At 42.2% G+C, this 15,261-nt stretch carries 2 protein-coding genes; both read right to left on the bottom strand.

The annotated features are described in order from the left end of the window. Nucleotides 1–2 precede the first annotated feature (2 nt). Nucleotides 3–7,583: a non-ribosomal peptide synthetase gene (locus O0550_RS01155; protein WP_258425477.1), complete on the bottom strand. Its 7,581-nt coding sequence runs from the start codon at nt 7,581–7,583 to the stop codon at nt 3–5. A 29-nt stretch (nt 7,584–7,612) separates the two neighbouring features. Further along, a complete protein-coding gene (locus tag O0550_RS01150; protein ID WP_258425476.1) occupies nt 7,613–15,247 on the bottom strand; it encodes a non-ribosomal peptide synthetase in 7,635 nt (2,544 codons plus the stop codon). Nucleotides 15,248–15,261 lie beyond the last annotated feature (14 nt).

The raw sequence follows: 15,261 nt of genomic DNA, 5'->3' as shown, positions 1-15,261 counted from the left end.
CTTTATAGATTTTTAAGTGTTGCAAACACGTCGTCTAAGTCCTCTAAAGAAAGCTTCTTCGTACTAAAATCACTAGGTGTTCGCTCTGTCTGCTCTCGTTGAACACAATGATCGAGGACTGCTTTTAAATTGCTCTTATAACGATCTGCCAGACGTTGAATTGTCTCCTGTTCGTAACGTTGCGGATTATAATCAAAAGTAACAAGCAACGTATTATTCATTACAAGGCAAGTCATATTAAGCGAGCCCGGATTTGCGTTCATTGGGCTTATCTGGTCTCCTGTATTGATAAGGACTCCATTATCCGTCTCAGACTGACTAGCGGAATCTTCTCCCATCTGACCTAGGTAGTTGAAGCTTATGTGATGAGAACTTAATTGGCTCTGGCTTACATCAAAATGAGACATGTGTTGTAAGATCCCAAAACCAATACCATTATTCGGTACATTGCGCAGCGTTTCTTTTACATGTTTAATCACGCTGGAAAGTTGATGGTTCTCTACTTCAAACAGAACTGGATAAATTGTAGTAAACCAGCCAATTGTACGGCTCAAATCAATGCCTTCGACGATCGTCTCACGGCCATGACCTTCCAAATTCACTATGATATCGCTTTGCTTCGTCCACTCATTTATGCTAAGAACCAACGCTGCCAGCAATAAATCATCCGCTTTTGTCTTATAAGCATGGTGAGCATCCGTAAGCAGGTCTTGGGTTTCATTTATATCAAAGGTAAGCTGTACTTCTTTTGTATCTCCAAAAAGGAATGTATCGCTTGATTCCTTATCCGCAGGCAGCTCTCTTACCGATTTATTCAACAACCCTTTCCAGTAGCTTGCCTCGTCTTGTAGCTTTTTGCTGCGAGCATACCCCTCCAGTTGTACAGCCCACGCCTTAAAGGAAGTGGTTTTCGCCGGCAGCTCACCCTTTTGCTCATAAAGCGTCTGGAAATCCTCCAGCAGGATGCGCCATGAGACACCATCAATTAAGAGATGATGTACGACAATCAGAAGATAATCGCCATATGCCGTATGGTATAAGCCAAGCTTTACAAGAGGGCCTGTTGTCAAATCAAAGCTTGCTTGGAGTTGATTCGCTTCTTGTTCGATGCGCATTTGCCAGTCTCTTTCCTTGGTTACATCCACCTCATGCAGGGTAAAAAACTCTCCCTCGATACCTTGATTTTCTTGAATGATCTTCTCTCTAAACTGGTACTTCATTCTTAAGGCATCATGGTGTCTAACAATGGTTGTAAATGCTTGTTCTATTCGTTGACGATCCCAGCCTTGTTCATTTGGCAGAAGCATAGATTGATTAAAGTGGTGTGGATGCACAAAGGGTTGTTCAAAGAACCAGGATTGAATCGGTGTAAGCGGCACTTCGCCTTCAATTGAATCTTGTTCAATCAAAGCACCTCTTTGTTCAAGGTAAGGAGCCAGCATGGAAATCGTTGGATTTTTAAAAATATGTCTACTATCCAATTTCCGATTATATTTGCTAAGTCTAGCTACGATTTGCAATGCCTTAATGGAGTCTCCGCCTCGTTCAAAGAAGTTGTCCTCTACCCCAATCGGTTTGATCTGGAGGACTTCTTCCCATACCTGAACCAGTATTTCCTCGTCCTGAGAAGAAGGGGCAACGATTTCATGGCCTGTTTGTGCTGAAATGAATTCGGAAGGGTCAGGTAATGCTTGTTTATTTACCTTTCCGTTTCCTGTCAATGGAATATGATCTACTTTAATAAAGTAAGCAGGAATCATAAACTCAGGTAGAGCTTTAGCCAAATGATGGCGCAAATCGTTGACCTTCACTTCTTTATCCTCGATGAAATAGGCGCATAGTGTCGTTGCTCCATGTGTATCGACTATTGATACAACAACAGCTTCTGTAATCGAAGGATGCGTAAGTAATTGGCTGGTAACCTCCCCAAGCTCGACCCGATTTCCACGTACTTTAACCTGATCATCCATACGACCGACATATTCGATATTGCCATCAGGCAACCAGCGAGCTACGTCTCCTGTTTTATACATACGCTCACCAGGTGCAAAGGGGTTGTTTACAAATTTTTCTTGTGTCAGCTCTGGACGATTCAAGTACCCACGGCTTAATCCAGCCCCTGCTATGCAAAGCTCACCTGGAACCCCGATTGGTTGTAGCTGTTGATTTTCATTGATGATATAGGCCTTTTGATTAGGGAACGGTTTACCAATCGTGATACGCTTGTCCTTTGCTGTAACCACACCAAAGGTACTGCAAACAGTTGATTCTGTAGGGCCGTATCCGTTTATAAAGGTGCGGTTTTGCCCCCAAGTTTGTACAATGTCAAATGTGCAAGCTTCTCCGACACTAACTATGCACTCTAAAGCTGGCAGTTCCCTATAAGGAACGGATCTTAATAAAGATGGCGGCAATGCTACTGTTGTTATTTGATTCTCAAGTAAGTAGGGAACTAAATTGGTTAATAGCTCCTCTTTCTCTTCTATATATAAAGTTGATCCAGTTAAAAGAGCTGGAAAGATCTCTGCTACCGAGGCATCAAAGCTACTAGAGGCAAATTGAAGGACTCTGCTTCCTACTCCCATTTTATAGGGGTGAGAAATATGAATCAGATTATGTAATGAACGATGCTCGATCATTACTCCCTTGGACTTTCCAGTAGAGCCTGATGTGTAAATAATATAGGCCAAATCTGCAGGCTGATTCATACTAGATAAATCCGTAGCATCCTCATGATAAATATCAGCTTGATCAACGAAGAGAACTTCCCCCGAATATCCTGTAGGTATTTGGATTTCTTTTTGAGTTAACAGCATTGCAGTCTGGCTATCCTCTAGCATGTGTTCAATCCGATCAAGCGGGTACGTTGGATCAATTGGCAGATATGCTCCTCCTGCCTTTAATACGGCTAGGATACTAATGATCAGCTCATGTGAACGATTAATCATGACCGCAATTATTTGATCACGCCCGACCCCATGCTCTCTTAATGTACGAGCCATCTGATTTGATCTTTGGTTAAGCTCACGATAGGTTAACTCCTGACCTTTATATACAAGTGCCACTGCATCAGGTGTCTTCATAGCCTGTTCTTCAAATCTGTTTTGGATTGCCTGATCGTAGGTTATTTTTGTTGGTTGATGATTGAATTCCTCTAAGATTTGGATTCTCTCATCTTCTGTCGTCAACTGAATATCAGCTAAACGAATTTGAGGATTTTCCATAATCTGCTCGATGATATGTTCAAAGTGTCCGATCATTCGCTGAATCGTATTGCGCTCAAACAGGCTTGTGCTATACTCCACGCCAATTTCTAGACCGTCTGCTTCAAATACCATCCAGCTCATATCAAACTTGGAGTTAGTCCAGTCAATATCCAATGCTTCTATACCCCAATCGGGTAGCTCCACGTGGGATATCTCCAGATTTTGTACACCAAACATTGTGTCAAATAGCGGATGTCTGCTTGTATCCCTTTGAACCTTTACTTTTTCAATTACATCTTCAAACGGATACTCCTGATGACCATAGACCTCTAGCATTTTATTTTTCACATTTGCTAAAAACTCTTCGAAGGTTTGCTCAGACTCCAACTGATTTCGGATTGCCAGCGTATTTACAAACATACCGACAGTGGACATGACATCTGGATGCGGTCGGTCCGAAACAGGCGTACCAACAATAATGTCGCGCTGATTCGTGTATTTGTGCAGAAGAACGTTATATGTCGCAAGCAGTACCATATATAGCGTTACTTCGTGATTTTTCATGAAGGCTTTTACGCTTTCATGGAGATCACCACGTAGGCTTTGGCTTACATATTCTCCTTCCAATCGGCGAATTGGGGGACGTGAATAATCAGTAGGTAGCTCCAATACCGGCAACTCTCCAGAAAATTGCTGCAACCAGAAATTTTCGCTTTCTTTCAAACGATCCTGCTGGGACAATTGCCACACAGCGTAATCTTTATAGTGTACCTTCACTTCAGGTAGCGCTTGCCCTTGATACAACTGGATAAGCTCCTGGAACAAGATCGTGGTCGAAACACCGTCTCCTACAATATGGTGTACATCCATCATAAGAATGTGCTCATCTTTATGAATCGTAAGAAGACTGGCTCGGAACAAAGGAGCTGTACTGATGTCAAACGGTTGGACAAACGAATCCTTTAATCTTGAAACATCATTGGCGCTGACGGTTTTCATGTCCATTTTCCATGAAACCTGTTCGTGAACCTTTTGAACTAGCTGCTCCTCGATCATATGAAAGGAGGTTCGTAATGATTCGTGCCGATCCATTAATGTTTGGAATACCTTCTCTAATTTCTCTGCATCTACCGAGCCCTTCATTTTATAGAAAGACGGCATATTATAGCTCGTGCCTTGAGCCTTATCTTCCAATGATTGAATGACATACATCCTTTTTTGTGCAGAAGAGACAGGGTAGTATTCTTGTTTGGCTGCGGGTTGAATTCCGACGTATTCTTCTTCATCCCGACCGTCGATAAAACGCGCCATCTCTTTTACTGTCGTATGCTTAAAAATCTCACGCAAAGGCAGATCAATCTTTAATTCCTTATAAATATTGGAAGCAAGCATCATTGCCTTGATAGAGTGACCACCTAGCTCAAAGAAGTTATCCTCTATCCCTACTCGCTCCATTCCCAGCACCTTTTGCCAAATCTGTACAAGAATCTCCTCTGTTGGGTTCGTTGGAGCTACATATTCGGTTTGCAGCTCTACTTCTTTTTCTGGTTCTGGCAAGGCTTTCTTGTCTATCTTGCCGTTTACTGTGACTGGAATCTTATCGACTTTTATAAAAAACGATGGAATCATATAGTCTGGTAACGTTTGACTTAATTCCTTACGTAGGGCTGAAACCTTTAAATCGTTGTCCGTCACCAAATATGCGCATAGGTATACCTGCTTTTGTTCTCCTGAACGAGCTAGAACCACAGCTTGCTTTACAGATGGGGCTTGGTTTAGCCGAGCTTCAATTTCTCCAAGCTCAATCCTAAATCCACGAATTTTTACTTGGCCATCCATACGGCCTAAAAATTCGATTGTTCCATCCGGCAACCATCTAGCTAAGTCTCCCGTTTTATACATTCTCCCGTTTGGTACATAAGGATCGTTCACGAACTTTTCATCTGTAAGCTCAGGTCTATGTAAATATCCGCGAGCTACGCCTTCTCCACCTACGCATAATTCCCCGGGAACACCGATTGGCTGAATATGACCGTATTGATCCAAAATATACGCTCGCTTATTAACGGTTGGCGTACCAATCGAAGGCTTATCCGTCATCTCTACACAATTACCAATCGAAGCATCAACCGTCGTTTCTGTCGGACCATATGCATTTAAAAATGTTCGGTTTGCTCCCCAAATCCTTACTAAATCGGCCGGTAATTCTTCCCCGCCAGTACTGATTGTTTTGAGCTTAGGCAGTTTTGCATATGGTAATTCTTTTAGGACGCTTGGTGGAATAAACGGAATAGTCGTAATGCCAGCTTCGTCTAACCACTCCATAAAGGCGTGTCCGGATAGCAATTGCTCTTTTTTTACAAGATGCAAGGTAGCTCCCGTTAATAGGCTGTGGAAGATATCACCCACCGAAGCATCAAAGCTTAAAGAGGCAAACTGCAAAACCTGGCTTCCCTGTGCGATTCCATAGATTCCTGCTGACAAATGCAAATTATGAACAGCACGATGATCAATCATGACACCCTTAGGCTGACCAGTAGAACCGGACGTGTAGATAATATAAGCTAAGTCGCTGGATTGATTTACAATCTCTACATCTGAAGACCGCTCGTGATACACCGTATCTTCCTCAAGATACAGGACATGCCCTTGATAGATGGAAGGAATTTCGCTCTGTTTCGTGGTTAACAGCCAATTGGTTCCACTGTCTTCCAGCATATATTGGATTCGGTCGAGCGGATATTCCGGATCAATTGGTACGTATGCACCGCCTGCTTTTATAACGGCTAGCACACCAACGATCATTTCTAATGAGCGCTGCATCATAATTCCAACGAGTTCTTCTTGCTGCAAGCCCTTCATTCTTAGTGTCCAAGCTAATTGATTTACTCGCTGATTTAGCTCCTGATAGGTCAATTGTTGATCTTCAAATCGAAGTGCAATTGCTTCTGGAGTTCGTTTCACCTGGTCTTCAAACAGTTCAGGGAGCGTTTTTTCTGTTACAAAATCAACTATCTCCCCTTGGAAATCGTGCAAGATTTGATAGCGTTCCTCTTCTGTGATCATTGCTATTTCTTCCAAGCGCGCATCCGGATTCTTGATTACAGCTAGAGCTAGTTGCTTCATATGCTGGAACAGTCTTTTTACATTTTCGCTTGAGTACACGTCATCGTTGAATTGGAAGGCAATATCAAGCTGATCCTCATTAGGCCGAATCATCACGTTTAGGTCATAGCTTGTTTTCTCATAGGTTTTTATACTATCCATCGTAAATTCTTCTTCCTCAAAAGAACCTTCACTTATCGGATAGTTTTCAAAAACTAAGATGTGATCTAGCAATTGACCAGAAAATCCTGCATCGGTTTGAATATCTGCCAAGGATACAAACTCATACTGTTTAGACAATAGCGTAGATTCGTGAACTCTTTTTAATAAATGGCTAAAAGTATCATTCGTTTGTTTTTGAATACGAATAGGGACAGTGTTGATAAACAAGCCAACCATGTTTTCTACGCCATGGATTTCAGAGGGGCGGCCAGATACGACCGCACCAAACACAACATCATCCTTATTGTTATACTTTTGCAACAGCATGCCCCAAATTGTTTGAAAAAGCGTATTTACTGTCACTGAATAATGACGAGCAAGCTGAGTAAGTCCTTCCGTTATGTCCTTATCCAGTGTAAAGGCGCATTCCTGTACCTCGTTGTTGTGACTCGTATGCTTCGTATCGAGACGAATGATACCTGTTAATTCCTCATAGCCCTCTAAGTAATTTTTCCAGTAATCCCTCGCCTTTGTTACATTCTGCTTCTCAAGCCAACGGATATACTCGCTATAGGCAGGAACGCTCTCAACGGTAATCGGTATATTTTGACGATGCTGCTGATACATTCTGAACAAATCCTGTAACACAATGCCCATGCACCAGCCGTCCATTAAAATATGATGGAAGCTCCAAATTAAATGATAGGACTCAGCACCAGCCTTCAAAATAGCAAAACGCATGAGAATGTCCTTCGAGAGTTCAAATCCCTTCTCCCGATCCTGATTTTTAAACTCTTCAACATATTCACTCACGGCTTTAGAATCTAGGTGGGAGATATCTTCAAAATGCACACTTGTTTTTCTTTCTTTTAAAACCATTTGCATGGGCTGGGTCATATTTTTATACAGAAAAACGGTTCGTAGCACATCATATTTGTTTATGAGATGCTGAAAGCTTGCTTCGAAGCTATCTACATATAGTTGTCCCTTAATCGTAAAGTGTAATTGCTCAAAATAAGCCGTGCTTTCTTCTTTTAAATGCTGAAATAACATGCCTTTTTGTAGCGGAGATAATGTATAGATGTCTTTAATATTTGCTTTACTTAACATATAAAGCCTCCTAATGACATAACCAAAGTTTATTCATCTAGTAACTCAAATACTGATTCTAAATCCTCCATCGAAAGCTCTTTGGTGGAAAAATCACTCGGGGTTAATTCTGTTTCTGTCTGCTGAACACAATGATTAATAATCTCCAACAAGTGATATTGATAACGTTGAATCAGCTTTTCCATAGTAGAATCATGATAAGCTTGGCTATCATAAGATATTTGAATGGACAACTGATTTTCCACTACAATTCCACTCACATTTATCGGGAACAAGCCTTGATTCATCTGACTAATCTGTTGACCGGAAGACAATGGGGACAATTGATACTCCTCTTCCTGTCCAGATTGATCCATTTGCCCAAGGTAATTGAAGCTAATCTCTGGATTTATCGCATGGGAGCCTAGATCCAGCTCTGTACTTCCTTGATTCGATAGGTATCTAACAATCCCATAGCCAATCCCTTTATTCGGTATTTGTCGCAGCTCTTCTTTTACTTGCTTAACCGCATTTGCAATCCCTTGCTTCTGCAAATCAAATACCACTGGATACATGGACGTAAACCAACCAACTGTACGGTTAATGTCAATGTCCACCCCAATATCCTCGCGTCCGTGGCCTTCTAGTGTAATTCCGATTGAATTGGTTTGTGCCCATTCCTGAATAGTTAGAGCTAATGCTGTCAACAAAAGATCGTTAATCTGTGTGTTGTAGGCGTTATGGGCATCCGTTAATAGTTTATTCGTTTGCTCTTTTGTCAATTGGATAGCGACCTCTTGTATATCCTTGAGTAGATACGGGGCACCTACTTTTGAATCTCTTGGCAATGCAGGTAGCTCTTTTGCAATCATGCTTTGCCAGTATTTCAGCTCTGATTGAATTTCTTCACTAGTAGCGTACTCTAGCAGGCTCTTGGCCCATTTTTGGTAGGAGTCTGTTTTGCTCGTAAATGCAATCGGCTCTCCCTGCAAATCTTGTTGATAGCCATTCATGAAATCCTCCGTAATGATTCGCCATGAAACGGCATCGACCACTAAGTGATGAATTGCTATCAAAAGATGATCCCCCTCAGATGTCTGAAAGAGTCCCAGTTGAACCAATGGACCGTCCTGCAAGTTCATTGCGGATTGTAGACGATTAGCTGCTTGCTCGATCAGCTCTGGCACATTCGCCTGTTGTCTAAAGTCAAAAATGCTTAGCTCAAACAACTTGCCTTCTACTCCGCGATTGATCTGAATCGTTTTGCCATTTTCCTGCTGATAAGCCATTCGCAAGGCATCATGGTGTTCTGCAATTTTTTGGAACACCCTTTGTACAACGTGCTGATCCCACCCTTCCTTTCGATAAAACATCATGGACTGATTCCAATGATGTGGAATACCGAAGGATTGCTGGAAAAACCATTCCTGTATAGGGGTTAGCTCTACCTTTCCTTGAACAATTCCTTGCTCAGCTTTACTGTCCTTGGTTTTGATGTATGGAATAACCTGAGCAATCGTTTGTGCCTGGAATAAATCCTTAACTTCCAATTTTAATTGCTTCGTATTTAATCTTGCTGCAATCTGAATAGCCTTGATCGAATCCCCACCCAGTTTAAAGAAGTTATCATGGATTCCCACTTGGGAAACTCCTAGCACTTCTGTCCATAGTTCCGCCAGCGTTTCTTCTAACGTGGTGGTTGGGGCAACGTAATCGATCTCTGATTGCTTGGACAAATCCGGTAGTGGGAGTGCTTTTTTATCTACTTTCCCATTCGATGTAATTGGGAACTCTGTCATTTCCGTAAAAAAGGCCGGAATCATAAAATGAGGTAGCTTTTTGCCTAGATATTGACGAAGCTCGGCTACATCAAAAGATTTTTTCGGTACAACATAAGCACATAGATATGTCTGATTCTGATCGTCTTGTCTTGCGAGCACTACTGTCTCCTGAATTGCTTCATGCTCCAAAATAGCGGATTCGATCTCACCTAATTCAACCCGGTATCCTCTGATCTTAATTTGATCATCCAATCTACCTAGATACTCAATATTTCCATCTGGTAACCAGCGGGCAATATCTCCGGTTTTGTACATGCGTTCGCCAGGGACAAACGGATTAGCTACAAAACGCTCACTCGTTAACTCTGGACGATGCAGATAGCCGCGTGCTAGGCTGTCGCCGCTAACACATAGTTCACCTGGAATCCCTACTGGCTGTAATTGATTCTCTTTATTCAGGATAAATACCTGATTATTAGCAATTGGACGCCCTATCGGGATTTTTTTATCCTCAGGACTAACTATATAGCTGGTGGTTACAACCGTGTTCTCAGTAGGCCCATAGTTATTTACAATCTGATACTTCTTCTGCTGAACGGCTTGCTGGGCTTTATCACCGCCGATAAGCAACCAGCGTAAGACAGTATGATCCGTATGATCCGTATGATCTGTCAGCATAAACTGTTCAGCAAATTGCGTAGGTAAAAAGCTGATCGTAATTCCTTGATCTGTTACGTACTGATTCAGTTTTTCTACATCGTATCTTGTCTCTTGATCGATGACGTAAATCGTTGCACCAGCTATTAAGTAAGGGAAGACCTCCCATACAGATGCATCAAATCCAACCCCTGCGTATTTGGTGCTTCGATCATCCTTTGTGATGCCAAAATAATGAACGTGCCAAGCTGAAAGATTCATCAACGATCTATGCTCCACCATGACACCTTTTGGTTGCCCAGTGGAACCCGATGTATAAATGACATAGGCTAGATCGGTTACTTTGTTATTCATAGGTACGTCTTTCAGCTCTTCGGCAGACAACTGCTTGCTATCAATTTCCAAGATTTCCCCAGCAAATTGTGTCTGTACCTGTTCATGACCTCTCACTAACAGAACCTTCGATTGACTATCCTCCAAAATATAGGCAATTCGTTCCGCCGGATAAGTTGGGTCAATTGGTAGATAAGCCCCTCCTGCTTTTAGAACAGCTAGAATTCCTACAAAAAACTCGATGGAAGGCTCAATCATAACAGCCACAAGTTGCTCGTTTGTTATGCCTTTTTGTTTTAAGAGGGTAGCCAGATGGTTGGCTTTGGCGTTTAATTCTTTGTATGTTACTTGCTCTTCACCAAATACTATCGCCTTTTGATCAGGCATATTTTGCACTTGCTCCTCAAAGAGCTGATGAACTGTTTTATTTACTGGATAATCCGATTGAGTCAAATTAAATACCGATAAAATCTGATGTTTTTCATCCTCCGTCGCTACTTCTAAGTCAGCAATCAAACGTTCAGGAGCATCCCCGATCTGTTTTAGTAAATGGGTGAATCGTTTTCCTAATCGCTCAATCGTTTCTGGCTTAAATAGCGAGGTACTATACTCAATGGTGACATACAAATTTTCCGCTTCCGCCATCATCCATGTCAGGTCGAATTTTGCATTTTTCCATGTTAAATCCCGCGGCTGAAAGGAGAGATCCATGATATTGATTTCAGACATTTCCATATTCTGCAAAGCAAACATGGTATCAAACAGTGGATGACGACTTAAATCTCTTTCTAAATCAAGCTTTTCAAGTAATTCCTCAAACGGATATTCTGCATTGTCATAGGCGTGCAATACCTGCTCCTTAACCTCGGACAGATATGTACTAAAGGTTTGAGTTGATTTTGGCTGCCCTCTGAAGGCTAACGTGTTCACGAACATACCAACAATCTTTTCTACATCCGCATGAGGTCGACCAGCAATAGGAGAACCCACAATAACGTCCTCTTGCCCCGTATATTTTGACAATAATACTTGGTAGGCGGCCAGCAATGTCATATACAAGGTTGTACCCTGCGAGGAGGACAGTTTCTTTACTTTGTTTATGATCTCGGCACTAATTTCAAATGACCATATATCCCCTTCTGACTGCTGCATAGATGGACGAGTGTAATCGGTAGGCATTTCCAGTACAGGTAACTCTCCCGAAAATTGGTTAAGCCAATACTGCTCCTGTTCTCGTAAACGATTAACCTGGGCTTCTGCCTGCTGCCAAACAGCATAATCCTTGTATTGAATTCTAAGAGAAGGGAGCTCCTTGCCCTGATAGATTTGCATCAGGTCTTGGAATAATACATTGGTTGATACCCCATCTGAAATAATATGGTGCATATCAAGCATCAGTAGATGTCGATCAGCTTCCATTCGTACGAGTCCCGCTCTAAATAAAGAAGCGTCACTTAAATCAAACGGCTGGATAAAACCATCAATGATTTGCGGAAGGTCCTCGTCTTTTGCTTCCATCACCATTAAATCCCATTCCACGTCAGGATGGATCTTCTGCATTAATACCTCATCAACCATGTGAAAGGACGTTCTCAACGATTCATGTCTTATGACCAGTTTCTTTAATGCTTTTTGTAACCCTACTACATCGAGGGCTCCTCCTATTTCAAGCAAAAAAGGCATATTGTAGCTGGTTGTATTACTGCTACCGATTTGCTCTACTACATACATTCGGCGCTGTGCAGAAGAAACCGGATAAAATTCCTGTTTTGCCGCCGGTTCAATCGCTATATAATCCGACACTTCTGTGTTTGTAAGAAATGCGGCCAATTCTTTTACTGAAGGTCGAGCAAACACGTCCTTGAGCGGTACTTCTATATCTAATTCCTTGTGCATTCTTGAAACCAGCATCATCGCTTTTAACGAATGTCCGCCCAGCTCGAAGAAATTATCCTGCGTACCGACTTGTTCAACACTTAGGATTTCTTGAAATAATTGAACCAGCTTTTCCTCTGTTTCGGTCTCAGGAGCAATATAAGAGCTTACTTGTTGAACATCTGGCTCTGGCAATGCACGCTTGTCTGCCTTGCCATTTGAAGTGAGCGGCATTTTATCTATCTCGATAAAATAAGATGGCACCATAGAATCCGGCAATGTTTCTTTAATATGCTTGCGAAGCTCTGCGACTGACCAGGCACCATTTGTCACTAGATAGGCACATAGGAAGGAATGCCCCTGCTCATCCTGCTTTGCCAGCAAAACAGTCTCGCTAATAGCAGGATGCTCTAGTAATCTAGCTTCAATTTCACCTAATTCGATCCGATGTCCCCGAATCTTAACTTGTTCATCTATTCTACCTACGTACTCAATGCTTCCATCCGGTAACCAACGCGCTAAATCCCCTGTGCGATACATTCTCTCTCCCTGCACAAAAGGATTTTCAACGAAACGATCAGCAGTCAGCTCTGGAAGATTGAGATACCCGCGGGCAAGCCCTTCCCCGCTCACACATAGCTCGCCTAATGCACCTATCGGCTGTAATTGATTGTCTGCTCCTAAAATAAACACCTTCGTATTGTTCAACGGGCGACCTATCGGCATAATCCCCGTCTCCTTGATCGTATGGTCCACCGTATAGGTAGTGGCAAAAACAGTAGTTTCTGTTGGTCCATACCCATTGACCAAACGTCCAGCTCCCAAATAATCCAGCGCTTTTTCTACGTGCTTGATCGAAGCCTTTTCTCCTCCAAACACCACCTTACGCATGTGTTTGAGACTAGTCACATCCAGCTCAACCAGAGTGTTAAATAGAGATGTTGTCATAAAGGACACGGTAATATGCTGGTCTTGAATGACCGATGCCAAATCAGTCGGATTCATCAGTACATGCGTTGGTACTAAAATAAGAGAAGCTCCGTTTAACAATGCGCTGTATATATCAAAGGTAGATCCATCAAACGCGTAATTGGACAACTGGAGAAGACGATCATTTGGCGTAATCTCCATGTAACCATTGTTCATGATGGTCTTGACGATATTTTGATGGGTTGTCAGATTTCCCTTTGGTTTACCTGTTGAACCTGAGGTATACATGACATAGGCAAGGTCATGTGCTTGGTTGACCAAATCTAAATTATCTGTATTCTCATCCATCCAGCTATCTTCTGTTAACAGTAGTACCTCACCCTGATAATTAGCTGGGATCATTTCAGCTTTTTGCACCAATAGCAAATGGGTACGACTATCTGCTAGCATGTATTGAATGCGTTCACTCGGATAAGATGGATCGATAGGCATATAAGCGCCACCAGCTTTAAAGATCGCTAGAATGGCTATGATCATCTCTAAGGAACGATCCGTAAGTAACCCTATCACCTGATCAGGTAAAACCCCTTGTTTGCGTAAACCGCGGGCCATTTGATTCGCCTTTTCGTTCAGCTCGCGGTATGTTAGTTGAGCCTCGCCAAATACGAGTGCCACTTGATCAGGGTTCTTGTCAACCTGCTCTTGAAACAGCTCATGAATCGTTTTTTCTCTTGGGTACTTTGCATCCGTACGATTAAAAATGGTTAAAAGCTTATCCTTTTCCAAATCAGATACAAACTCGGTAGCTGGGTCAAAGATATCTTGCTGCTCAATAACCAAAGAGACCAGCTTTTTCATATTCAGCTCTAAAAGATTGAGGTACTCTTTTGAATAAACACTTTCGTTATACATAAACTTAAAGATTAATTCCTTGCCAGGAATGACTAGCACGGTCAGATCATAGTGCGTCTGCTCAAAAGTGTGGGCATCCTTCACGGCAAATCCGAGAACGTTTTCTTGATTAAATGTTTCTTGATCCATTGGGAAATTTTCAAACGCTAAAATATGATCAAGCAATTGATGCGTATAAGCTGCGCTCGCCTGAATATCGGCTAAAGAAAGATATCCGTATTTTTCTGCCTCCAGCGCTGTTTGCTGTACGTTTTTCAGCACTTCCCCAAACGTTTTTCCTGCTTCTTTTTTAATACGAATAGGAATGGTATTACTAAATAGCCCCACCATTTGTTCAACATTGGGCACCTCGGCGGGGCGTCCGGAGACAACCACACCGTAGGCCGCGTCATTCGTGTTATTGTATTTTTGCAATAACGCTCCCCAAATTGTTTGCACAACAGTATTTAAGGTCACCTGATACTTTTGAGCCGTTTGCGTTAGTTTTTGTGTAGCTTCCTCTCCCAAGGAGAAAATGAATTCCTCTTGCATGTAGGGATGATTGCCTGACCTTAGACGCGGGATTCCCGTAAGGTTTTCAAACCCCTGTAGATACTCCTTCCAAAATGCCAATGCTTGTTGGTCATCTTGTTTCTTTAACCAGCGTATATATTCGCTATATTGAGGGGCCACCTCTGGAAGTAAGGCCTGTCCTGACAAGCGACGTTGGTACATTTGAAATAAATCCTGAAAAACGATACCCGTACACCAGCCATCCATCAGGATATGATGATGACTCCACAGTAATTCATACCGATTGGCGGCTGTTTGAAACAATGTAAAACGTAGCAGGATATCCCGGGAAAGGTCGAAGCCTCTTTCCCGGTCTTTTTTTCTATATTCCTCAATGAATTTCCGTTGCTCTTCTTCATTGATTTGAGTAAGGTCCTCAATCTGTAAATCTATTTTTCGTTCACTAAGCACAACCTGAACAGGGTCTACTTTTTTATAGCGGAACACACTTCGGAACATGTCGTATTTTTGTACGAGTCCCTGAATACTTTCAGCCAAATAGGTTGGGTTAACAACCCCCTCCAGCAAAAGGGTAACCTGCTCGAAATAGGCATCGCTTTGCGGGTCTTTCATGGAATGAAATAGCATACCCTTTTGCAACGGAGAAAGTGAATAGATATCTTTGATCTTGTCTTTTTTTTGCACGATGTGTGGCACCA

This window comes from Brevibacillus halotolerans (assembly GCF_026891775.1).
GTDB lineage: Bacteria > Bacillota > Bacilli > Brevibacillales > Brevibacillaceae > Brevibacillus_B > Brevibacillus_B halotolerans.
Note: the sequence above shows the minus strand (reverse complement) of the source record. Positions and strands in the feature narration are given on the sequence as shown.